Source organism: Kordiimonas sp. UBA4487 (genome assembly GCF_002389025.1).
Lineage (GTDB): Bacteria > Pseudomonadota > Alphaproteobacteria > Sphingomonadales > Kordiimonadaceae > Kordiimonas > Kordiimonas lacus.
Genome location: NZ_DGNR01000013.1, coordinates 593516 through 616845, shown reverse-complemented (window position 1 = coordinate 616845; position 23330 = coordinate 593516). Strand labels below are relative to the sequence as shown.

At 54.8% G+C, this 23330-nt stretch carries 26 protein-coding genes; 6 read left to right on the top strand and 20 right to left on the bottom strand.

Annotation, left to right across the window (positions count from 1 at the left end; translation table 11 throughout):
* Positions 1-171: 171 nt before the first annotated feature.
* Together B3Z17_RS14600 and B3Z17_RS14595 are read right to left on the bottom strand one after the other, a co-directional pair.
* A complete protein-coding gene (locus B3Z17_RS14600; protein ID WP_286830524.1) occupies positions 172-1278 on the bottom strand; it encodes a c-type cytochrome in 1107 nt (368 codons plus the stop codon).
* A gap of 108 nt (positions 1279-1386) precedes the next feature.
* Positions 1387-2088, bottom strand: a complete 702-nt coding sequence (locus tag B3Z17_RS14595) for a TenA family transcriptional regulator (RefSeq protein ID WP_286830523.1) — start codon at positions 2086-2088, stop codon at positions 1387-1389.
* Positions 2089-2303: 215 nt separating this feature from the next.
* On the opposite strand from B3Z17_RS14595, the gene B3Z17_RS14590 reads away from it, so the two are divergent.
* From B3Z17_RS14590 to B3Z17_RS14580, 3 genes are all read left to right on the top strand, one after another.
* Positions 2304-3122 (top strand): transporter substrate-binding domain-containing protein, encoded by an 819-nt coding sequence (locus B3Z17_RS14590; RefSeq protein ID WP_082714466.1) that lies wholly within the window; start codon positions 2304-2306, stop codon positions 3120-3122.
* A gap of 62 nt (positions 3123-3184) precedes the next feature.
* Complete coding sequence (locus tag B3Z17_RS14585) at positions 3185-4036, top strand: hypothetical protein (protein WP_286830522.1); 852 nt, start codon at positions 3185-3187, stop codon at positions 4034-4036.
* Between the two features lie 60 nt (positions 4037-4096).
* Complete coding sequence (locus tag B3Z17_RS14580; RefSeq protein WP_286830521.1) at positions 4097-4900, top strand: hypothetical protein; 804 nt, start codon at positions 4097-4099, stop codon at positions 4898-4900.
* A 20-nt stretch (positions 4901-4920) separates the two neighbouring features.
* Here the strand turns inward: B3Z17_RS14580 and B3Z17_RS14575 are convergent, their stop codons facing one another.
* The 11 genes from B3Z17_RS14575 to B3Z17_RS14525 form a co-directional block, all read right to left on the bottom strand.
* Positions 4921-6870, bottom strand: coding sequence for a DUF2207 domain-containing protein (locus B3Z17_RS14575; protein WP_286830520.1), 1950 nt, complete (start codon positions 6868-6870; stop codon positions 4921-4923).
* Positions 6871-6971: 101 nt separating this feature from the next.
* Entirely contained in the window at positions 6972-7778 is an 807-nt protein-coding gene (locus B3Z17_RS14570) for a DUF2207 family protein (RefSeq protein ID WP_286830519.1), read from the bottom strand.
* A 9-nt stretch (positions 7779-7787) separates the two neighbouring features.
* Entirely contained in the window at positions 7788-8354 is a 567-nt protein-coding gene (locus tag B3Z17_RS14565) for a LemA family protein (RefSeq protein ID WP_286830518.1), read from the bottom strand.
* A gap of 196 nt (positions 8355-8550) precedes the next feature.
* Positions 8551-9117, bottom strand: coding sequence for a hypothetical protein (locus tag B3Z17_RS14560; RefSeq protein ID WP_286830517.1), 567 nt, complete (start codon positions 9115-9117; stop codon positions 8551-8553).
* A gap of 198 nt (positions 9118-9315) precedes the next feature.
* Positions 9316-11118, bottom strand: coding sequence for a flotillin family protein (locus B3Z17_RS14555; protein WP_286830516.1), 1803 nt, complete (start codon positions 11116-11118; stop codon positions 9316-9318).
* Between the two features lie 128 nt (positions 11119-11246).
* The gene (locus tag B3Z17_RS14550) at positions 11247-11915 is read right to left on the bottom strand and encodes a YqiJ family protein (RefSeq protein ID WP_286830515.1); all 669 of its coding nucleotides are present in this window, start codon (positions 11913-11915) and stop codon (positions 11247-11249) included.
* Positions 11916-12022: 107 nt separating this feature from the next.
* Entirely contained in the window at positions 12023-12694 is a 672-nt protein-coding gene (locus B3Z17_RS14545; RefSeq protein ID WP_286830513.1) for a PspA/IM30 family protein, read from the bottom strand.
* Between the two features lie 4 nt (positions 12695-12698).
* On the bottom strand, positions 12699-13214 hold the full coding sequence (locus B3Z17_RS14540) for a hypothetical protein (protein ID WP_068302487.1): 516 nt from the start codon (positions 13212-13214) through the stop codon (positions 12699-12701).
* Positions 13215-13487: 273 nt separating this feature from the next.
* Positions 13488-14363 carry a hypothetical protein gene (locus tag B3Z17_RS14535; protein ID WP_286830510.1) on the bottom strand — a complete coding sequence of 292 codons (876 nt, stop codon included), beginning with the start codon at positions 14361-14363 and terminating at the stop codon, positions 13488-13490.
* Positions 14364-14392: 29 nt separating this feature from the next.
* Positions 14393-15187 (bottom strand): hypothetical protein, encoded by a 795-nt coding sequence (locus tag B3Z17_RS14530; protein WP_068302475.1) that lies wholly within the window; start codon positions 15185-15187, stop codon positions 14393-14395.
* 77 nt (positions 15188-15264) lie between these two features.
* Positions 15265-16068 carry a hypothetical protein gene (locus tag B3Z17_RS14525; RefSeq protein WP_286830509.1) on the bottom strand — a complete coding sequence of 268 codons (804 nt, stop codon included), beginning with the start codon at positions 16066-16068 and terminating at the stop codon, positions 15265-15267.
* 181 nt (positions 16069-16249) lie between these two features.
* On the opposite strand from B3Z17_RS14525, the gene B3Z17_RS14520 reads away from it, so the two are divergent.
* Positions 16250-17029, top strand: a complete 780-nt coding sequence (locus B3Z17_RS14520; RefSeq protein ID WP_286830508.1) for an RDD family protein — start codon at positions 16250-16252, stop codon at positions 17027-17029.
* 202 nt (positions 17030-17231) lie between these two features.
* Here B3Z17_RS14520 and B3Z17_RS14515 read toward each other — a convergent pair whose 3' ends face one another.
* Positions 17232-17702 carry a PaaI family thioesterase gene (locus B3Z17_RS14515; RefSeq protein WP_286830507.1) on the bottom strand — a complete coding sequence of 157 codons (471 nt, stop codon included), beginning with the start codon at positions 17700-17702 and terminating at the stop codon, positions 17232-17234.
* A 91-nt stretch (positions 17703-17793) separates the two neighbouring features.
* Between B3Z17_RS14515 and B3Z17_RS14510 the strand changes: the two genes are divergently transcribed.
* Complete coding sequence (locus B3Z17_RS14510; RefSeq protein WP_082714463.1) at positions 17794-18420, top strand: TetR/AcrR family transcriptional regulator; 627 nt, start codon at positions 17794-17796, stop codon at positions 18418-18420.
* An 18-nt stretch (positions 18421-18438) separates the two neighbouring features.
* Here B3Z17_RS14510 and B3Z17_RS14505 read toward each other — a convergent pair whose 3' ends face one another.
* The 5 genes from B3Z17_RS14505 to B3Z17_RS14485 all read right to left on the bottom strand — a co-directional run bounded on the left by B3Z17_RS14505 (position 18439) and on the right by B3Z17_RS14485 (position 21844).
* On the bottom strand, positions 18439-18642 hold the full coding sequence (locus B3Z17_RS14505; RefSeq protein ID WP_068302458.1) for a hypothetical protein: 204 nt from the start codon (positions 18640-18642) through the stop codon (positions 18439-18441).
* Between the two features lie 268 nt (positions 18643-18910).
* Positions 18911-19159: a hypothetical protein gene (locus B3Z17_RS14500; RefSeq protein WP_068302453.1), complete on the bottom strand. Its 249-nt coding sequence runs from the start codon at positions 19157-19159 to the stop codon at positions 18911-18913.
* A gap of 12 nt (positions 19160-19171) precedes the next feature.
* Positions 19172-19648, bottom strand: coding sequence for a DUF4279 domain-containing protein (locus B3Z17_RS14495; protein ID WP_068302450.1), 477 nt, complete (start codon positions 19646-19648; stop codon positions 19172-19174).
* A gap of 1 nt (position 19649) precedes the next feature.
* Complete coding sequence (locus tag B3Z17_RS14490; RefSeq protein WP_286830506.1) at positions 19650-20138, bottom strand: hypothetical protein; 489 nt, start codon at positions 20136-20138, stop codon at positions 19650-19652.
* A gap of 569 nt (positions 20139-20707) precedes the next feature.
* A complete protein-coding gene (locus B3Z17_RS14485; protein ID WP_286830505.1) occupies positions 20708-21844 on the bottom strand; it encodes a fumarylacetoacetate hydrolase family protein in 1137 nt (378 codons plus the stop codon).
* A 135-nt stretch (positions 21845-21979) separates the two neighbouring features.
* Here B3Z17_RS14485 and B3Z17_RS14480 point away from each other — a divergent pair, with 135 nt between their 5' ends.
* A complete protein-coding gene (locus tag B3Z17_RS14480) occupies positions 21980-22768 on the top strand; it encodes a hypothetical protein (RefSeq protein ID WP_286830504.1) in 789 nt (262 codons plus the stop codon).
* On the opposite strand, the gene B3Z17_RS14475 is transcribed toward B3Z17_RS14480, so the two are convergent.
* Complete coding sequence (locus tag B3Z17_RS14475; protein ID WP_286830502.1) at positions 22759-23139, bottom strand: hypothetical protein; 381 nt, start codon at positions 23137-23139, stop codon at positions 22759-22761. The two genes, B3Z17_RS14480 and B3Z17_RS14475, sit on opposite strands and share 10 nt — an antisense overlap.
* Positions 23140-23330 lie beyond the last annotated feature (191 nt).

Genomic DNA, 23330 nt, shown 5'->3' with positions numbered 1-23330 from the left:
AGTGTTCTTTTGAAGCTACTGTGTATGTTCTTGCTGCAAATAGGGTTCCGCGACAGCATAAATTCCCTCGTCGATCTCCAGACGAATCATTATGCCTACCCTATTGGAATTCGGTTAACGATAAATGCGCCTGACAGGAACATTCCATCTTATTAGGAACATCAGGGACCCCTAATCGGCGGCAACCTCGAAGTCCCCGCGCATGACAGGGTATCCCATGTTCATCCAGCCAAAGATGCCTTCATACAGCACGGCAGTATTCTCATACCCCCGGCGCCTGAGCTTGTTGATCACGCTGTCCGCTGCCGCACGTGGGCACGAACAATAGGCCACGATCTGCACATCCTTTGGCAGGTCTGACATCAGCTTGTCGAAGTCTGTATAATAGGGGATCGGGATCGAGCCTTCGATATGGACGCGTTGCCAGACAGATGTCACACGGGTATCCAGCAAAACCATACGCTTCTTGCCCTCAAGGGCAGTCAGCAAATCTTTTGCGGAGACGTATCGACCATCCGACAACTCGAAACCGGGGTCTTCGCCGTTTGGGTTTATAATATATTCATCTGGCGTGGGCATCGCCTGCAGTACAGGCTTCTGCATGGTCCAGCCACTTGCCCGGCTGCGCAGAAAAGCGGTTACATTGTCGATATCCTCCGGCAACAGACTATCCCGCCATGCTGGCATTGGTGTCCCGTCCCGACCGTTTTGAATGGCAAAGCGGATAAATTCGTCAGTATTGTGCGCAAGTGCCGATTGATTTCCAAGCGCCGGGGCGTCGACACCTTCGCCGTTCACCCCGTGGCAGCTGGCACAGTTTTCCTGATACACCGCCGCTCCGCGGCCAACATCGCCATGCACAGGTTCCGTGGAGAGCCTTACGCGGTCCACGCCAGATTCCCAGAACAACCAGTAGGTCAGATCCCAGGTTTCGTCCAGGGTCAAGGGACCCCCAACCTCATCCAGGTAACCGCCCATGGCCGTACCTTCGCGACCGTAAGACAGCGGGCGCAACACAGCGTGCGGCACGCCGGACTGGAACAGACTTTCACTTTTCAGCGACGGGGCATGGTCGTTGGCGTAGCCCTCACGGTTAACACCGTGGCACAATGCGCAATATTTCTGATAATTCGCAGCTGCCCGATCACTTTGTGCCTTGGTCAGCTTGCGTGGTGGCGGGATCGTTTCATAGTCCTGAGCAGAAGCGACTTCCGGGCCGACAGCTATCAATGAGACAAACGCAAATGACAGAGCCAGCGAACGCACCAAACAAGCCATAAATAATTTCCCCACCATTTTTTGGTATCCATGAACTAGGAGGCCCAGAGGCCATCTGTCAATCGAGATTGCGCTGGCCCGTTCCCGGGTTGGGGTAAAGTGCCGGCTTCAGTCGCCTTCGCTGAAACCCGACTTGTCGGCGATCGCCTGGAACACCTGGCCATAAAGGCCATACATGCGCTTTGCCATATACACGATGGCATCCTGTTCCTTTGGGTCGTTTACTTGCGCCATCAGGCCTTCGAAGAAGCTGATTTCCGACAGGTCCGCAAACCCGTGAGATAACAGATAGCTGAAACACTTTCGTGGAAGCCCCAAGGTCTCCATCAAATGTTCGACTGCCCTTTCCGCCAACCCAGAGCCCGTACGTTCGATCACGAAAATCATGCCAAAAATGGCCATTGGACTGACCTGCCTGATATACTCATATGCGAAATCCACCAAGGCCTGGGTCTCATTGGCAGGAGTACCGTTTTTAACGGCATCCGCATCGCCACCAGCATGCTCAATATCGTGCAATATCCAGCGTTCCTGCCCGCGCTTCTCTAGGGCATATTCCGCGAGGCCAATCTGAAATGCCGTGTGTTTTTCGTCCAGTCGCTCATTGACCAGCGCCATCAATGGCACTGTGTGTTTCACATGATGGAAGGCTTCACTGAGATAACCAAGGTAGACATCCTTTGACAATCCGCCCTTAAGTGCTGTCCGAATAATCGGTAACGCCATGAAAGCGGCCCGGTCAACTTCGGTTTCGGCGACCAACCGGTCATAAAAGGCGATGGCGCCACTTTGAGTATCATCGGACAGCATTCGTGTATCCTGGACAGATATAAATTGGTGCAAGTTATTGGTTTTGCACGTTTGTTTTGCACTTCTATAGATAGACCGTTGCGCAAGTGTTAACAATAAGATCCAAATTTCTCATTCCAGTTTTGGATTTATGGCCCAACAGCCACGCCTGTCGCCCTGACTTCCCAGGCGTCCTAAAATTATGTATGCTAATATGATCAATTGCTGGAAACCGTATGCACAAACACATCCGCCGGATCCGACGGGGACTTCACCTGGCAGCATGCAGCTTGGCTGCCATGCTCTGTATTGCAGGCATCCCTCAGGCCGAAGCGGAGCCGACCGAGTTTCCACCTTCAAAGGTTTATGCAACAGCCTGGGGTCTGACCCTTTCCACCGACGGGGGCGGCTTTTACAATGACCTGGGTCGCTATATCCTGCTTGGCTTAAATATTGGCTATGACATTGAGCCCTACCGCCGGGCAATGCGCCGTTTTTATGAAGAGCAAAGCAGCTGCATATACCCCAAAAGCATCCTTGGCTTGATACGCACCAAGGATATCGACAATTCGGTGGGGTTCATCCAGAGCATCCCCATCCAGAAAACCTTTGTCGCAGTTTTTACACCGCCCGGCTCCCCTGCCGTCCGAGGCCCGCAGGAACTGGCCGGCAAACGTGTTGCCTATGCGATGGGGGCCAAGGTGCCAGAGTATCTGGGCGCAGACGGGGCCTTCTTTATCGCGGTCGCGAATGAGGTGGACAAAGCCCGTATGCTGCTGACTGGCAGAGTGGATGTCATGGTTGGCAACCTTCCTGACGCAGGCCTCGTTTATAGCCATTTGGGCAGTGCCCTACCGCCTTATGACCCAAGCTATCGCCCCTTTCCCGCAGCCAGTTCACGCGTTGTCTGTCACGACACCCCTGGCAACAGGGCATTTATGGACCAACTGAATAGACGTCTGCGAAGCTTGCACAGCTCCGGCGACCTGAAACGCTTCTACGAGGGGTATGGCCTGAATGCCAGCCTGTATCTTGAGCAGTTGGATCAGGACTGATCTCTCTTTCCCCTGCTAATCTTCGTCTGATATAGTGGCCCGGTGTCCAAACCGGAGTCCGCATGAAGAATACAGTTCTAGCGTGGGGCGTTGTTGTCCTGTTGGGTGGGCTGGTCGTCATGGTTTTCCTGCTGCCCGCGCCTGTAAGCGAGCATTCAGCAGACACAATGGCGCCAACTGCAAGCGAACCAACAACGCCTGTGAGCGAAGAGGGCGTCCATATCTATTCTACAGCATGGGGCATGACATTGGCGGAGGATGGCTCCGGCTTCTACAATGATCTGGCCGCATTGTTTCTTTCCGGGCTAGACACGCCATACAACTATGACATTCGTCCTTACAGACGCGCCAAGGCATTGTTTCTGCGCGACAACAGCAGTTGCCTTTACCCAAGCAATATTGAGCTTCTTCAGGACGGCGGTGAGATTGCATCAGCCGACAGCTTTATCGACACCAGTGGCTTGCTACAGGTGAAGGTTTATATTTTTTCGCCACAAGGCACCAAGCCGCCCGCCAGCATAGCAGATGTAAGCCAAAAATTGGTCGCCTATGCCATGGGGTCACGCATTCCTTTCTTCCTGAAAGAGGCTAACGCGGATTTCATTGCAGTTGCCAATGAAAGCGACAAGGCCCGGATGCTGCTTACTGGAAGGGTCGACATGATGACGGCGGCCATGCCAGACGCACAATTCGTGTTCAATGCCCTGGGGCAGCCCCTGCCTGCATTTGATCCATCCTATGAACTGAACGACACGCAAGTACGCATCACCTGCCACAACACGCCAACGACACGGGCTTTCATCGATGCCTTCAATGAGCGCGCGACAACCGTGCTGGAAAGCGGTGAACTGCAAGCATTTTTCGTGAAGAACATATTGGACCCTAAGCTGTACACGCCCATTCGCTCGCCATAACCCGTTGCTACTCCCGTAGCCTTCCCGTATCATGAATAACGGGGTATAACGGGACTACATATGAACGCATTAAAGCTTATCGCATCTTGTATTTCCCTCATGGTGACGACGCATGTGTTCGCGCAGCCTACAGAGGATGCGCACAACGCCGGGAAAATTTACGCCACTGCCTGGGGTATGACCTTGGCTGAGGATGGGGCAGGCTTTTACAACGATTTAGCACGACTGGTCCTGGGCACCTTGGATGGTGCCCCCCAGTACGACATCGTCCCCTACCGCCGTGCCAATCGAATTTTTGCACAAGATGAATCCAGCTGCCATTATCCCAGCACCCTGAATTACATGGCTGCGACTGGCATCGTTGACGACACATCCGATCTGATTGAAAGCTACTTCATGATCCGCAGCGTGGCCCATATTTTTTCGCGCTATGACACGCCGCCAGTAAGCAGAAAATCGGGCGTTTCAGAAAAAGTGATCGCCTACCCAATGGGGGCAGAAGTTCCCAAACTGCTGGACGGGTTTGGTGCATCCTTCATTCCGGTTAACGACGAAAAGGGCAAGGCTGAGCTTCTAATTAGCGGCCGGGTAGAGTTGATGATCGCCTACATGCCCGACGTGCTCTTTGTGTTTCGCGAGCTTGGCAAACCGCTCCCCCCCTATGATCCAACCTTCACCATAAACGACGATAATATCGCCATCGTCTGTCACCGGACGCCAGGGAATGAAGCGATGCTTGCTCGGGTGAACGCGCGGATCGCCACCTTACGGGAAAGCGGCGCGTTAGCCGCCTTCCTATCGGAAAATGGCATCGACCCGACCTATTATCTTGGTCCGTTGGAGCGCAAAACCCTGGGCCACTGATGCCTGAGCGGTGTCACGGCTTACCAGCCACCACCGCCACCACCGCCGCCACCGCCACCACCGGAAAATCCTCCACCAGAGAAACCGGACGACCCACTTGAAGACGGTGGGGTCGCTGCGGATGCGATCGAGCTGGTCATGGCGCCGGCTATTGCCCCGCCAAAGGCGCCAGCGGAGAAGCGCCCTCTACCGAACGAGCCCCTGCCTCTGCTGGAGCGATACCAACCAGGTTGATAATGCTCTTCGCCCCTTGCCTTCGCCGCGCGTGCCAGAACATCGTCAAACTGGTCGCCCCAGCGGTTCTCAACGCCGAGCGCGATGGCATAGGGCAACAGCTTTTCAAACAATTCAGGGGTCTTGTTCGGTGGGTTATGAAAATCCAGCCGATCCTTTTCCGCCACCGACATATAGAGCTTCAGGCCCTCCACCTCATCCAACAGGCGGCGCCCGTATGGAGTGCGAGCCTTCATCAAGATGCCAAAAACCAGAGCCATCACCAAGCCAACCAGAATGAAGAGAAACATTCCGGGGTAAAGTGCGACGGCTTCGGAAAACACCACATTCATACCAAAGGCAGCAAAGGCAGCAAGAACTGCCGCTGCCGTAACCGCTCCCTGGCCTTCTTCATGTTCGGCCTTCCGCAAAACAGACAGCCCCCAATAAGCAATCCCACCAACCACAAGAAGTCCAAGCAAGGAAAAGGGGAAATGGGCACCGCCCATGATCATCACGGCCATACCTGCAATCCAAAGCGCAGCACCTGTCCACACAGGCCCCATATTGCGCTTGATATATTTATTTTCACCGCGTCCAACAGCGTAGCCGAAGGCCTTCACGGCGCTTGCGAGCTTACTGTTATATTCGCCTTCCTCGATCAGGAATTCATCCCCTTCATGATAAAAAAGTCTGCTGGCGATGGCCTCCTCACCCGGTGGCAATTCGACATCAGAAGCGATCCGCGTCAGCGTGATCCCCTTACTTGTTTCCTTGATCTTCAAATACCCCTTGGTGGCCATCGATATGATCGCTGCGCTGAACGCCGTATTGTCTGTTTTGAGTTCCATCATGAAGCGGCACAGAGCCGGTGACATTTCACCAAACGGGCCTTCGGGCGGTGCATACTGTGCGACAATGGCACCGCCCTTTGGGTCTTTACCAACCAGCTTCCATGCGCCATACAGATAGGAAATCAGGATCGCAAGCGCCAGCACGCCAATGCCAATCCAGCCGTTGTCCATCAGGAAGCGTTCAGCCTTATCTGCGCCCGATGGGCGGGCAACGAACCCCGCCGGCCATTCCACCAGAACTGTCAAACCCTCGCGCGGACGCAGGTCATGCGGCAGGTCAAACCGCACCACATTCGGCGCCAGCCGCTCGGGTTCAATCATGTCGTTTACCTGCCCCATCCGGCCCGCTGTTGCCTTGGTGCGGCCGATTTCGGCGCCTTCGGGAACCCTGATCGTGGCACCGCCCGAAAGGATGGGGAATTGCCAACCGTGACCAATAGCATTGAAATAGAGTTCATCAGTATCTGTCAGGTGGGTTATTTGCCAGGTGGTTTCATACCGAATGCTGTAAGTGTGCTGCCTGTGAGATAGCATATGCTCCGCACTGCCGATCCGCACCCTCTTGCCGTTGTCTTTTGCTTCAACGCGGTAAGGTTCCGGTCTGCCGTTGCGGGTAACGGATATTACATCAAAGCCGACCTTGATATTGTTACCATGTTCATCGCGGTATTCGGTTGGAAAATCGCGGAAAATACCGCGCCGAATGGATCGCCCTTCGGCATTGACGGTAATGGTTTCCAAAATCTCAACCACACCGTCAGCACGCACTGTTATGTCGCTTTCATAACGCTCGATCTGCTCGGTCGCCTGCGCCGCGACTGTTGACAAAGCTAGACAAAGCAAGACAGCCAGACGTCGAGCAGCAAAAGCCCATGGCCGAACCTGTTGTTTCGAGTGCGTCATATCAATCTCCCCACTATTGGTATGCTTGGCGGCAAATATGCCCTGCAGGAAAACCATCCCTGCTCTATTTATTCCCGGTGTGCTGGAGCCTCAGCATGCCGTCAGCGTATAAATCTGTCTTTATCCGTCCTTGCTTTCGAGTAGCCAGCCCCCTCTATTGTGGCTGGCAACAAGCTCTCAAGCAGATGAACCACAGGGTCCGCCCAAGCATTTTTCACACCAAATGCTGCAGCATAAACCGTGTCCGGATCATGAAACTTATAAGCTCCATCGGCGGCAAACCTGGGATCAAGCCTTTCTGCTTGAGCAACTTCAATGTAACGCCGGTAGCGTTCAACCTCGTTGGCCTCTCGCTGAAGCTTGGCGTTTTTTTCCCGCATATGAACCATCCGCCAAAACCAAAGGCCACCAACCGCCACAGCCAATAACGGCCAATAGGGCAGAAGGATTTCCCAAGCCGACAAGTGGAGTGGTGCCCGGACAGCAACAGCCGCGACAAAGACCGACATCAGCACAACAAGCCCCAAACCAGCCATGATAAACATACCGCCATTCCCTGCGACGCGATTGTTTTCCTTCAACAACCGGGCCGCATGACCTTTACGGATAGTCAGCAGTCGCACGTAAGCCTTAGGCCCCAGCGCAAAATCGTCCTTGCCAACAAGCGCCTTCAGCAACCATTGGGCGGCACTGCCCTGCGGCAGCCAGGCCTGCGCCTTCCGCCGCAGGCGTATGCTGCCGTCCTGTTCCGGTTTCATTTCCAGAAATCCGTCCTGCACCAGCGACAGGATCGCCACTGCGAAGGTTCGCGTATCATATCCGCCAATCAGCTTTGTCCTGGCCAGCGCCGGTGAAATGCCCGGCGTTGGCTCATAGCTTACGGAGACCTGTTCACGAACAGACGTCATCAGGCGCCCCTAGAATTCCACTTTCGGCGCCTGCTTCACGGCTTCGGCCTCGGCATCGTCCAGTTCAAAGAATTCAGCGCGAGCAAAGCCAAACATGTTCGCCACGACGTTGGACGGAAATTCCTGCACCGCCACATTCAGTTCGCGCACGTTGCCATTATAGAAACGGCGCGCTTTCTGGATATGGTCCTCAACCTCATGCAGCTTGTCCGACAGGTTGGCGAAATTCTTGTCGGCTTTCAGGTCCGGGTAGGCCTCGGATACTGCCAGAAGCTGCCGAAGCGCACCGGTTAGCATATTCTCCGCCTGCGCCTGATCGGCCGGGCTGCCAGTCGCAGACACGGCCGCCGACCGCGCCGCAATCACGCGCTCAAGCGTTTCCTTTTCGTGACTGGCATAGCCCTTCACCGTTTGCACCAGGTTCGGGATCAGGTCGTACCGGCGCTTCATCTGCACATCGATATCCGACCAGGCCTCGTTCTTGCGCACGCGCAAGCCCACGAGCTTGTTGTAAACGCTGGCCACATACAGAAGCAGCAAAGCCGCCACACCCAGAATAATATAAACCGCTGTCATTTGTGTTCTCCTATGGTGGCCTCCCAAATGAAGGCTGCTTTTTTACCTTACCTTAAGGCTAGAATTGCCCTTGGCTTTCAATCCCATCTTTACTTCACTCTTCGGTGCGCGCTACTGACCGAGCATCGGCCTGCTTGGCGCCTTGCCATTCGGTAATCCCATCATCAGAAAGTCGGCCACAAAATCAAACAGTGTTTCAATCAAAGGTGAAATCCTCCCCGCACGGCTGACCAAGGTGCGCCGTACATTCCGCCATAACATAATCAAGTGCCGCGAGAATTCCGGGACCTACCCTCCAGCTCAAGCGACTTGCTTCCAGGTGACCAGCCAGGATCTGCTTCACCGCAATCACTTGGTCGCAAACCCCCGGCGTATCAGCCATACAGGTTTTCAGCCCATGGTGCGGCGAAAGTGTGAACTCACGCACGCCCTCTTCTCTCACGGTCTCAAACTGAAAACGTATATTGGGGTTTCTTCCCAGCAGATAGACATTCCACCAGACATATCGGCCCTTCGCCTGCTCAACCACCAGAGCAAACTGATGGGGGTAGCGATAAAAAGACACTCGCCAGGCCGCGCCGCCAACCAGGTCAACCTGGGTCTCTTCGTCCATCAACTGCAGGGTGGCATGTTTCAGCAGCGGCCCCGCCTTCACCTCACAAACCCGGTTGATCGCAAGATCACAGATGCTGCTGGTGTCTTTTGCCCGAGTATCCGCCAAAACAAGCGCCACAAGGGTCGATATAGCCAGCAGTAGCTTCACCGATCATCCTCCGATCTGCGCGGTATGGGAGCGCCCTTCCTCAGACGCTCCTCGTTTTTGGCGCTCTCGTCTTCCTCGAACCACCTACCGAAAAGCCAGGAAATAAGATGGACAATCAAGTGCAGCATCTAAGTTTCCTTTTCTGGGCTCTTAGCCAACCGGCGCGGCCCGTAGACCACGCCGGTTGGCTATCTGTTTTTATTCAGCCGCGCCGGTTGGCTTTGCTGCTGGCTTGACCTTCTTGGCTACAGCAGGCGTCGGAACCGCTGCATCTTCAGGGTTTGCCGCGCCATTGGCTTTGCCGTTTGGCTTGAAGCTGGAGGTCAGGCCATTCAGGTCACCGCCTGCAAGACCCACTTCAGCCATCAGGCTGTCGATCAGCGGTGCCTGCGCCCGGTATTTGAGGGCCGAGGACACAACCTTGTCTGCCAGGTTGCCGTCACCGCCTGTGCTCACGGCTTCGCCGTTCACCGTGGTGGCGCCCATGCCGTTCAGGCCGTCCAACTGGATGATCTTGATGTCATCAATGGCTTCCATCGGCTTGGCGCTCTCGCGGATGATCTTCTCAAGATTGCCGATCAGCTCCAGCTTCACTTTCATCTCGATCTGTTCGGAAGACAGCAGGTTAGCCGCTTCGTTGAGCGCCTTCATACCTGTTGCTTCAACCGCATAGGTGATCTCTGCAGCTGCAGCGCGCAGCTTCTCGGCTTCAGCTTCTGCTTCTGCCGTGATGCGGGCTTTATCAGCGTCACCGCGAGCTTTTTCACGCACAGCTTCGGCGCTATCGGATGCGGCGCGCTTCTCGGCCTCAGCCGCGATGGTGATCGCAAGCGCCTCACGCTCGGCTTCCTTAGCGGCTTCAATGAGCTCGATCTGTTTCTGACGGTCAGCCACTTCAGTTTCGCGGGACGTGGTTACCTGCTCTTCCGCCTTCACGGCGATCGCGCGTGCAGCATCTGCCTCAGCCGCCGCCTCAGACTGTTCCTTGGACTTCTGGCTGATCGCGATATCGCGTTCCTGTTCGGCCAGCTCGACAGCCTTGCGGCGTTCAATGTCCTGGGTTTCCACCGCCCGGTTCTTGGCGATGTCTTTTTCCTGAACCACACGTTCTTTCTCGATGCGCTCTTCTTCTACAGCACGCTCGGCTACAATTTTCGCCTGGTCGGCGTCACGCTGGCGGTCCGCCTGCTCCTTGGCGATTTCCGCCATCTGTGCCGCCCGGCGCACTTCCACTTCACGCTGCTGCTCAAGCCGCGCATATTCTTCTTCCTTGGCGATCAGGAGCGACTCTTTCTCCGCCTGCAGGTTCTTGTTCTTGATCTGAACCGCTGTGTCCTGCTCGATATCGTTTCGGATTTTCTTGCGCTGCTCGATTTCCTCGGTCAGGCGCGTCAGGCCTTCGGCATCGAACGCGTTATTAGGGTTGAAATATTCCATGCCCGTCTGGTCGAGGCCGGTCAGCGACACGGTTTCAAGCTCCAGACCGTTCTTCAGCAGGTCTTCCGACACAGCCTGCTGCACTTTCTGCACGAACTCCACGCGTTTTTCATGCAGCTCTTCCATCGACATTTCTGCCGCCACAGAGCGGAGCGCATCGACGAACTTGCCTTCAACAAGATCTTTCAGCTTTTCTGGCTGCATGGTGCGCGCGCCAAGCGTTTGGGCCGCATTTGCAATAGCTTCGGTAGTTGGCTGGGCGCGAACGTAAAATTCCGCCACCACATCCACGCGCATCCGGTCGCGAGTAATGAGCGCCTGCTCGTTATCGCGGCGCACCGGGAGGCGCAGCGTGTTCATGTTCACCGGGATCACTTCATGAAGCACCGGGAACACAAGCGCGCCACCGTTCATGATGACCTTCTGGCCACCGAAACCTGTCCGCACGAAAGAGATTTCCTTCGATGCCCGTGTGTAAAGGCGGGCCAGAATGAGCCCAATGGTGAGCATACCGACAACGGCAATACCCGCGTAAATTCCTATCGTAATCATTTGTTCTGGCATGAACTGCCTCCTTCAATAGACCCCCGTCTGCCTGATGCGGCTCGGAGGAGACGTTGCATTCATTTGATCGGTTGTTGGTTCTTTGGCCTGATGAGGTTTGGGCGCGCGTGCGGCCCCTGGTTTTGGCTTCAAGCGTCCAACATGTCAGTTTGAGTGTCTTTGATGGCGAAGAATGTGGAGCCTGTTTGGCGCACCAGCAGCACGCCTGTTCCCTGCTCGAAACTCTCGCCGTCGTTATCGGGCGCCACCATCACATAATGGCTTTGCCCGTGCTTATCTTTCAGTTTTGCCTGGGCTGGACTGCCCATGCTTGCAGTGCCCAGCGTGATGGTCGCCGGGCGGCCGATAAAGGTCTCGCTGCCCACCGCTTCGGTTTCATCCTTCGGCATGATCTTGCCCAAAACGCCCGCAAACAAGCGCACGCCGGGCAGGCAAACAAACAGTGCAATTGGGGCCGCGATCAGCGCCGGCAGTATAAAGCCCAGCGTACCTGCAAGGATTTGCTGCATGGCAAAACCGGTAATGGCGAAACTGGTCAGGAAGGCGATCAACACCACAATTACGGGTACTTCCCGAAGCCTTAGCCAGGTGAGAAATTCGCCAAAGGCCCCATGGTCTGCCACGTCACCGGCGTCGATATCCACATCCAGCTCCAGGTCCGGCAGCAGGTTGTCCAGCAGACCAGACAGGGCAAAGCCCAGAAGCATGCCGACACCTTCAATCGCTGCGATGAGAAGCATGATCGCAAGTGCCACGGAAAATGGCAGGTTGGCTGCATCCAGCATAAATTCGCTCATCCGCTTTAACCCCTATCAGATATATTCTTATTGTTGGGTGTCCCGCCAGGCTGGGCAGCAGTCTGGCGGGACGTTGATGCGACCCCCATCGTCGCACCAAAGCCTTATCAGGCGCCTTTAGCCTTCATGGCGGCAAGCCGTTTTTCAACCTCGGACTTGCGCGCAAGGTCTTTCAGTTCAGCCATCGCAGCGGCGTCCTTCGAGCTGGTGCCCAGCATATCTGCCGCGTGCCCCGATGCCCGGTCGAAAGCCGCCGATGCCCGGTCCACTGATTTATTGATCTCATGACTTGATGACGGGTTGCCACTGGCGTCAATCACCGTGTTTTCCGGCATCTCGGCCTGACGTGCCTTAAAGGCTTTCAATTCTTCCTGCATTTCGGAGCGCTTGCCCTTGAGAGCGTCGATATAGCCTTCAAGTTCCTTCTCACGTTCAGCGGCATCCGCCACTGTTTGCTCAAGAACCGGCACCTGGGCCTCCAGGTCCATCTGGCGGGTAATGGCCGCACTCGCAAGGTCGTCGCGACCTTCCGCGACGGCCACTTCAATCTGTGACGCAAGCTCTTCGTGCTTACTGCTGTTGTCAGCCAGCTTTTTTGAGGCCAGATGGCGCTCTGCTGTGGCTTTGCCAAGCTCGGCCCGCACTTCCGCGGCAGCCACTTCCACTTCGCGAATGGCCTGCTCCATCACCATCTCCGGCGACATGTTCTCAACGGCGTCAATGGCGGCATTCACACTGCCTGAGATCAGACGGCTTACACGTGATGCAATGTTGGTCATATCCCTACTCCCCACTGTTCGGGTTGGCTTTAATGATATCGATAAGCTCCGTCAGGGGCTCAGCGATCGTTTTACGCATGATACAGGGATCAAGGGTTGGTGCTTCCTTCGTCACGCTCAGGCGCGCCAGTTGATCCAGAAGATCTTTCACTCGCCGGGCAGCCCCGGCTTCCAGGTCGGTCAGGCTCTCCAGAATGGGCGGGTCTCCGTCCACATCGGCGGCCTCCAGCTCTGCCAAGATTCGCGGCAAAGCGACAATCAGGGCCCTCAGAAGGGCAGAGCGGACACCTTCGTCCTGCTCCAGTCTGTCCAGCGCCTGTTTGAGGGGGGCGAGCGTGTCTTCAGTTTGCTCAACCACCCCTTCAAACGTGTCACCGCGCAAGGCTTTCAGGCGTGCTTCACTTACAAGCGCCCGCACCTTTTCGCTCATGGTGACGGCGTCTCCGGCCTTCAGGCCTGCGATAAATTCGGCATCTTCCCTGGACAAGCGAACGCTTAACGGGACCGATTTTGCGACCATGAAGGCCTCCCCCAATCTACGCTTTCAGGCACTCGGCACCCACACCCTAAAAGCGAGCTTCAAAACTTACAGTTTATATGTATGCATTTGCATACAGAACTTCAAGTGGCTCAGAGACGATTTTTCCCGGGTCTGAGCTAAACGCCTGATATCCAGTAATATTTTCACGTATTAATGACACTAATCATACTTGGCGCAGGGTCATGGGCACTTGCAAGTCGCATGAACAGGCGCAGTGTTTACCGTATTGGGTCTGTCGGATTGAAGGAGAGATCACCGAAATATTTGGGTGATGCCACAGGCGTCCTGACGAACCGAGGGTACATGCAGAAACCAAACCAGCACAGCACAGGGCAACATCCCCAAGTCTATCAACAACCCAGCTGTGCCAAGCAAAACTGCCAGAACCTGCCAAAGCAGGAGAAATTGCAAGCTTTCAAGGTCGGTCGCTTCCAAAGCCGCATCCGACACCTCGATCGCCCAAGAACTGCCCCAATCCAAAAACAGGACAGAATAGCCAACAATTGCGGAAATACAGACCAGGAACCGCCAGATCTTACGCACCGAGAAATCGGACCACAACACGAGAGGATAGCCATAATGTTCGCTGGACTTCCTCACCATGAATATCAGCGCTGCACCGACAAGGGCGGTTTCCAGAAATTCCAACGGTAAAGCCACCAGTGCGTGCTCTCTGTATGAAATGTCTGCCGGAAAATCCATATAGATCAGGGCCAAAACAACAGATAAGGCCAAAACCCCTATCCAGCCGCGGAAGCTCAGCAAAAAGCTTTTCCATAGGCTTATCTCAAAGCCAAGTTTGGCAGCAAAAATATAGGCCAGCAGCATTCCCATCACGGCCGTGGTAATGAAGTAGCCAATAAACAAAAACATGAAGCTGCCAAGGGCCGAGCCCGCCATGCCCTGATCGAAGAAACTCTCTAAGCCTGCTGCACTGGCCACAAGAAACAGGAGCCCCCCAAACAGGCATAAAGCAATGAAGCAGGCAATCAAGCGCCTGAAATTGGAAAACATACATTTAACAGCTTCCCGCACCAGCGCCCCTGTCCCGGGCAGATTGCCATTTCCGGTAATCGAGGCGGCGTTTGCTAAACTATGTCCCGCTTCTTTCATCGGTTTGCTGTCCATGTATTCTTCCAGTGCCTGCCAGATATGATCTACGAAAAAATGTTGCGGATACCGCCAGGGTTAGCCTGTACTGACGGCAGCAGCTTGTACCAGGCGACAAAGACACCCGCAGCGAACGCAGTGGCGATGCCAAACGCACCAATGTGCGAGAGATAAATGATCCATTCAGTGGTCACATCAGAAGAAGAATAGTCACCGTCGATTACCGGCATACGCAGCCCCCGCAGATACTCCAGCGTCAGCCCCACCGCACTGGTCATCAAGCTGTAAACCAGCATCAGCTTGACGGTAATAGGGCCAGGCGCCTCACGCCATTTGACGCCTTCTTCGCTCCCCTGCCGGCGTGCATTCATCGCTATCGCCCGAACCAAAATCGTCGCAATGACGCAGCCATCAAGGAAACTCCATGGGACAGAAACAACAAAGTCCCACAACGTCAGACCGTCTTCGGCCACAAGCGTCTGTGGCACAGCCATAATTGCGGCAGCAATGGCAATTTCCAGGAAGGCTGTGCGAACAAGCTGTGGCTTCTTTCCCGGTTCGCCCAGGAGCAGATGGTTGGCTGCCAAAAGATACCCCACGAACTTCACAATCGTCCCATATGCCAGGGTGATGGCTATCCAGTTATAGAGGTAGCCCGATGCAGACCATCCATTCTCGAAGGGCAACCCAGTAATGGCCATGATGAATACAGCAACAAAAGAATTGATCAGAAAGATCAGAATTGTCCACAGGATGACACGCCCCCAGATGGTGGAAATCTGACGAACGCTGTTACCAAGTATTGCGCCCAGACTTTGCGGCCCCTGCGAGATGTCTTCCATCCCAACCCCCAATTACATGTAATTTCGACACGATCAATGCCGCACATTGGACGTTTGCAGGGATGGCTGTCAATCGATCACCCAAAAATATTCCTTATCCCGGATAGATGATCCCTGGCGCCTGGTTGATTGCTGTACCAAGCCGCCACCAAGCCGGGAGTCGCCACAATGTTCAGATACAGCGCCATAATGGCAACTGCGAACGCAGCCATACTCATGAAGGCAGACAGATCATCGCTACCGGTCAGCACCTGCCACTTGATTGTCCCCAAAGCAGTATAGAGCAGCTCAGCCGCGATCAGGAAAACACCAAGCAACACTATCAAAGCCAGCGAAAGACGAATTGGAATGGATCGCCAATCCGGCGTCGGAAATTCTCCACCATTTATCGCTCCTCGCCGAAGGACCAAGTAGAGGACGCAGACTGAGAGCGACACATCCAGCATACTTTGCGGCACCATCGCAAGAATATAGGTCATTGTAAGATCCCCGTCTGGCATCCAGGTGGATACGATTGCGCTGGGGACAGCCATCAAAACAAAAACAGACATGCCTGACTTGAGCAAATGCCTAGGCAAAGCGGCCCCAATCGCTGAGTGGTGGGCCAGCATTTTTCCGATCAGCATGGTGTAGGCTATATAGCTGATTACCCAACCCAACCAATTGAACAGGAAGGTGTCAAAGCGCCACGCCGGTTCCGGCTGGACGTCAAAGATCGGAATACCAAACAGCTGCAGAATGCCACCAAAGGCGAGAAGCGAGCAAACCATCGCGAGGCAAACAATCACTGCCCGAGCCCAGATACGGGAAATGTGCCCGACTGCATCACGTAGAACCAGGAGCACCCCTAAATGAGCTACTTGATTTTTCACCTTTGACATCCGCCTTCCTTACATACGGCCTACCGGCACAATACTATTGCCACCCTCCCTATGCGACCGGCAATTTGGATGTATCATTTGCTACCAATGGTGTTAACAAAACACTCAATATACTGTAGAGAGAATAAAACAGCCGATACGCACATTCCATCGGCTGATGATTGAGCTTGTGGGGGTCAACGTGAAGAAAACTGTTCTGAGGGAAGCGCCTTGGTTCGGCCAGGTCTGCGCCTTTGCCATTGACGCACTGATCGGCTTTGCTGGGGTATTTGGCATATTCAAGCTGGTCTTCGACCGCAAACCAGACGTATTGACCGGTTTTGATTTTACCATGATCGTTGCCCTGAATGCTCTCTTGTTTGCGCTGCCAGCCTTGGTGATGCAGGGAACCACTATTGGCGCGCGCATACTGGGCTACCGCGTCATGAAAGGCGGCACCGCGCCCGTCAGCTGGGCATCGCTCGCACGGGGCCTCTATTTCTTTCCGTTTGGCCTGATCGTGATCAGTTTTCACCTACCACTGAAGCTTTTCCTGCAGGATCACGCACCGTTTGATCCTATTTTCGGCCTCAGGTTAAAAATGAAGAAAACAGTGGACCATCCGATTAAGGCACCGTCAAAGCCTCAACAAGTTGGTGACAAATCTCCAGTGCAGGAGATGATCTTCGGCACACGCCAAACTGATATCATGGGCTCCCGTCAAGACCTAGAGCGGGCACTGGGTATCCGGCTGGCAGAAAAAGAAAGTGGTTTCTGGGGGACCTATTTTGCCTGCAATGCCTATGGCAGCAGTCAGATGATGCTGCTTCCGAACGATGTCGGCCTACCGGACGGCATGGACCCCAGCTTGATAAAGAAGGCTGATGATTTCCGAGCGATATTCCATGTGAATGCAAAGGGATCAAAGGCCGGGCTGATTGGTGACCTGATGGCCGCCACCGACTTTCAACGTATCGCCTAGCTTAGCTCTCGCCAAGATAGACGGCGGCTGAAAAAATCAGCGCCGTCAACAGTGCCCAAATGATGGTTGACACTGGTATTTTTTCGCGCCGGGTACCCGTTCCTTCAGACATGTGGTCTCCCCCAAACCGGATGCATCTGATTGATCAGCATAAGCCCGAAGCTAATACTTGGAAACCAAAAAAAACAATTAATGGTTTATTTCATACCGGTAAAATAGTAGCGCTGCCGATAGCAATCAGCTTGCGCTCACCGTCCCGCAGGGCGTAAACCCGGCTTTCAACAGCCACCAGACGCTTGTTGGCTTTCACAACTTCGCCGCGCGCGAAGAATTCCTCGCCGATCCCTGGCGCCAACAACTTTACACTATAATCCGCGGTGACCACGTCGCCCACCACGCTGGCAGCGGCCCAGGCCGACACATTATCAGACAGAAATCCAATAATACCCCCATGGACGAAGCCGTGATGCTGGGTCAGTTCCTGCCGGAACGGCATCTTCAGTTCCGCCACACCGTTTTCACAGGTAATCACCTCGCAGCCGGTCCATTCGGTGAACGGCGAGGCTTTCACCACTTCCCGGATCAAGGTCGTGGTAGCCACCCGCACGCCTGCAACTGGACTTTGGTGGCCCCCGTTTGCTTTTTCTGTCACTTCATTCACTTGACTTGTCATTTTCCGTCCTTGAAAGATATTGATTATATAGACTGATCTGTATAACTTTAACAAAAGTCAAGCCCCAGAGTCAAAAACAGAGAAATTCGGGATGTCAGAGACAACTGAAACTGCCGCGAAAGCCGCAGATGACAAGCGAAAAAAGGTGCCGCAGAATCGGTCAAAACATGAAGCGGCGCTTATCCACGCGGCTGCCGTACTTTTTCGCAAACAAGGCTATGCAGCCACCGGCACCGCAGAAATCCTGAAGCGGTCCGGCGCACCACGTGGATCACTTTATTATTATTTCCCGGAAGGCAAGGAAGCCATTGGTGCGGCCGCCCTTGAAGCAGCCAGCAAGGTTGCCACCCGCACGTTCAGAGAACTTGCGGGTTCCGCAGAAAGCCCGGCAGGATTTGTACAAGCATATGCGTCGCTGCTGGCGGGTTGGATGGAAAAATCGGACTACACGGACGGCTGTCCAGTTGCCACAACGGTTCTCGAAACCGTACCTCACTCCGACCTCATAACCCCAGTAGCCAAAGCGTCCTTCAATCATTGGCAACGCGCAGTAAGCGACATGCTGCTGAGCCATGACTGGCCCCGCGCCAGGGTCCGCGCCACCGCGACGCTGATTCTCTCAGCCTTTGAAGGCGCCCTGATCACAGCTCGTGTCGAGAAATCCAGCCGGCCAATTCTGGACACAGCCGATGAACTGTCTGTTCTCTTGAAAAGATAGCTGTGGCCAACCGCACGATCAGTCGGTCAACTGGTCGTCTTTCTCTGCGGGCTTCGCCCATACCCAGCGCGCAAAGCTGAGGACGACAAAGAAGAAAACGATGCCAACGGGCGCCGCATCAACCATCAGGAAAATGGTGCAAGCGGCAAACAGCGCCATCAAGACCAGTTTTGCAAAGGTCTCTGCCGCTGTGTCCGCAATGTCAAAAAACTTGTCGCGCATTCCCCACTCCCTGCTTGATATAATAGCCCGTTCGACGGCCAGACAAAGTTTTGGTGAAGCGGAATCTCCGCGCCGTTGACGACTCTGGTGCCAACTGCTGCATATCCGCCACAGGGTTCTACCGCTAACCAAAAAAAAGCCCCTTCGCTTGTGGCGAGGGGGCTGAGGATTGGCGCCGAATTCAGGGGAGGATGCCGGCGCCAGGGGATTCCAAATGGCCAAAGGGGAGGCCGGGGGAGGAATCAGGGGCTAAAGAAACTCAACTGACCTAGTGTCGGTCGAGCTGGCTTGCGCTTTGGCGCCAACCGGCCACAACCACTACTTCGCCGAGGCTGTCGAACGCGTCAGCGTCCAACTCCAGGAGCGTCGAAGCACCGCCGCCCCGGATGCTTGGAAACTCAGCGGTATAAACCCGCTGGTGCGTCAACCCAGACCCGATGATTGCGCCCTTCGCGCCCTTCTTCAGGTCGAACTGCTCTACGTCGCGGGGCAGCATTACGTCGTGAAATTTTTCCATCGTCTGTCTCCGTCAATTATCATTGTCCTGGGCATGTGTAAGGTCGTGCAAATCGACCTCCAACGTCACACCCAGCGCCGCCATGCGGCTCATTTGTTCAGGGCTCAGCGTCAAAAGCGGCACCCGGCTATAGGCGTAGGCCGCAACAAACACGTGTGCGCCTTCTGCCCATTTCTGCACTTCTTCTTCCTTGCCCTCTAACCGGTCCAGCAGTGCATTGATCTGGTCCGACAGCGTCGTGTTGGCAGCGGGTAAGCCACTGTCGAGCCGCCAGATATTGTGGCTGTTGAGCGCCTGATGCGTTAGCACGCTGTGATGCTCGCCTTCCGGCGCTTCAGGCTCGCCCTTGCGCGTGACCAGGCTCGGGAAGACGCCCAGGGATTTGGTCACCGCGTCGGGTGAACTTTCCTGGGTATCAATCTCCAGGCTCACGCTGATCTCGAACTCAGGGTGATCTGCCGTCATGTCATACGCTGGGCTACTCATCATGTTACGCTGCCTTGTAAAAACGTCGTTTCGGGGAATAGGAGAGCACATCGCGCTCGCCATGCTTAAAGAGCATGAACAGGTCGTCCCCTGCGTCATAGCCGTAGAAGTCCGGGTCTATATGCAGACGGAAACCACCGGTGAAGGTGAACACAAAACAGTCGTCCACTTCGTCATGCTCAATACTGGTCAGGCTTTCGCCTTCAAGTTTCGACAGGATATGACCGGCCCGGGCAGTGTCGCTTTCGCGCCGCCACAGGATCCGCGCCTCGTCCAGATATAGGTCCCAGTCACAGCTGTAGATCCACAAATGCCACTGCCACTGGGCGTCGCCCGTCACCGCATCCGCTTCGCACGGTTCGCCCATATCGAGCGTGATAAAGCCGCCAAAGCCCCGCCGCGCGCGGGCAATCTTCAGCGGCTGTCCCTCTCGGAACTCGTTGAACCGCTCTTCGCCCGTCTCGCCGGGCCGTATGTTAACAATTGCTGTCATGTCTCTGTCTCACCATTTTGCCCATGCATATCCTGGGCCATATTTGTTTCATTTTATGGTCCCCGAGGTTTGGTAAGGGCCGCTTACCGCACCCCGGGGGTTCATTCTGTCCTCGCAAGTATCTCACTCAAAACGTGCCGCACTCGGGTCTTCTGTTTCTCAAATGTCTCGCACCGTCCGTCGCTTGCGCTTTGAGGTGCCTATCCTTGCTCCTGTTCGGTCCAACGAAAAACCCCTCCGGAGCGATGCTTCGGAGGGGTTCGGAACCTTTTAACTTTTTGGCCTGTCGGCTTAAAGCTCTCTACCCTCCTGGACGCATGCGAGACGGACGCAAATAAATTGCGCGCCTTTCACTGCATACATTTTCGTCCAAGTGGTGTTCATGTTCCTAAAATCCTAAATACTCGAGGCCCCTCCTATTGAGGCCGTCCGATATTTGCATCACTAACCGAAGCGCTGCGCAATTGTCAACAAGGAAAATCCAGAAAACCGTAATTATATTTCAAGATGCGGAAATAAAAGGATAATTTGGCACCCAAAAGGCCCGATTTCACGGTGCCGACAGAGCGCTATTCCACCGGCTTTTCCACCGGATTCAGGAGCTCCCCCATACGGTCCACCCGAATATGAACCGTGTCACCGGCCTTCAGATACCGGTCCAATTTCCGTTCCTCTCGAATGTAACGCCCCATAACCCATTGCTGCATGGGCTGATCCCAGCCGCCCAACAGATAATCAAGAAAGCCTCGTACTTTGTGCATTGTGCGAACCCCGTCAAATACGGTTCCCGACGGCGTGCCCGACATGATCATTGCCCGTGCGGGTACCCTGCCCTTACTGATAGGCAAGCTGGCCCAGGTTTCATGGAAAGCCCACCGATGATCCTTCCTGGCCTCCGTCTGCAGCAGGATCTCCCTCAGGTTCCAAACCATCCGGGATACAGATGCCGACTGACGGGCCTCTCCGTTTACAGACAAGTGGAGCACCAACGTCCGCGTAAAAGCTTCCATATCTGCAGGGATAACAAACAGATTGCCTACTGGCAGATATCCTGGCGCACTCTTTCCCTCGGTAAAGCCTTTGCCGGATCCAATATCAAAAGCGTCGATGCGCTTCAAAAGCAGGGCTCTGTCAGTCACGTCATTGCACAAGATCAAGCCCATCACCGAAGAGGGCCGGACAGGGGGAAAATCCCGCATCGGTACGAAACACAATTCAACCTCATAATCCAGGAGCCCTTCGCCTAGGGGAATGGGTGCATTCCAGGGCGTCGGCTGAACTTGTTTCGGAAACAGGAACGGTCCCTCTTCAACTTCGGCCTCATCGGCATGCTCCGAGAAATTCGCCCCTGCAGCGATATGGTTGCCACCAAGCCCCACCGGCATACCTAGACTGAAAATCGGCACCGTCACGGCGGCGCTCTCTGGTATCACTTTCAGCGCCTCCAGAATAGCAGGCCTTCCCAGCTCTTGATAGAGAATGATCGGATCATACACCGGGCGCCCAAGTGCATGAGACATATCAATTCCAGTGATTGTTTCGCCTTCGTAACGAATAACCAGCAAGAGCTTTGAAGGCATCCCGTCCTCATAGGACCTGGCGAAAGTCAGGGCATCACTGGGCGGTGCTATTTCCAAAGGGCCTGCCCAAGCAGCAGGGACTGTTCCAAGCACTCCTGCCACCAATAGTGTGAAAAGCCATCGCATGCTCGTTCCTCCCCTTTTCCAACACCCTACAGGTAAAATCCACCATCAGGCAAACGTCCTTCGTTTGCCAACTGGCCTGCAGGCACGCTACTATGGCGGTCGCGCAGGGGAGCGCAGAAGGGGAACTGACAGCATATGGCGTTCAAACCAGTACGCCGCGCCTTAGGCGCTGCATTTTTTGGCATGTTTGTTTCAACCACGCCCCAGGCATGCGTTGCGACCGACTCTACCCATATCCTTGGGACAGATTGGGGCCTGACGCTCAAATCAGATGGCAGTGGTTTTTACAACGAATTGGCTAGAATGGTCCTGCCATCAGCTCTTGGCGAAATCGATTATGAAATTTTACCATACAAGCGTGCCAAACGCGCATTCCTGGAAAGCAAAACCAGTTGCCTATACCCGAACAGCCTGGACTATCTTGTCACCACCGGCGCCATCGACAACCCTGAAAGCTATATCGGCAGTCGAAGCGTAGTGGCTGCACAGTCGCGCATATTCAGTCCCCATGGCACCCGCCCTCCGGCCAATGTGGGTGATCTGCAAGGGCTGAGGGTTGCCTATGCCCTGGGTTCAGATGTCGCTAATCTGCTGCAAGGGTCCGGCGCCTATTTTGTGGCAGTCTCAGACGAGGTCGGAAAAGCCAGAATGCTGTTGGAGGGCCGCACGGACTTGCTGGTTGCGGTACTGCCGGATGCAAAGTTCGTCTTCGACAGCCTTGGCAAGGAACTCCCGCCCTATGACGTGGACTATTCCCTTGATTCAACAGAAATTGGGCTCGTCTGCCATAAGACTGAGAAAAACAGGGCATTCATCCACGCATTCGACCAACACCTCAAAGCGTTGATAGATAGTGGAAAGCTGCGTACGTTTCTGATTTCAAAAGGTCTCGACCCCAAAGACCATATGCCACATCAGGAATAGATGATCGTGACGTCCCGACCCGCGCGCCTGAGCGCCCGGTAAAGCCGACCAATCAGCGCCGAGTGGCAACGGTATGCCAGCATGCTTGGGATGGGCCTCATGTCCGGGCCGGTCTTCTTGAAATCAAGCGGGCTCTTGAAGCGCTTGAGGGTCACGACATCTCTCGCTAGCGCACGCTTGAGAGCCTCGGCGAGCCGACGTTCGACCTCGCGCTCGATATCCATCAACAGACCGCCTTCTGCCTCGGGGACATCTTCAAGGCCCTGCTCCCATGCCTTGATCTGCGCTTCCTTGGCCATGGTCAACATTGACACGTCGCGCTCGGATAGACCAAGCCCTTCCCGCAAAGCTTTGAATTCAGCAGGGGTCATCTTTCCTCATCTTCCCTCAGAGACGCCAAGAAACGTTTAGATTCCTCATACCGTTCCTGATGCAGTTCGGCTGCGAAATATGCGGGAGACCTAACACTACACGTGAAGCCGCCATACTGCTCATGCAGAACGTAAATGTAACCGACAAGCAGCGTTATAGTCAGTCCCCGCACCAGCAACATAGGCCAACG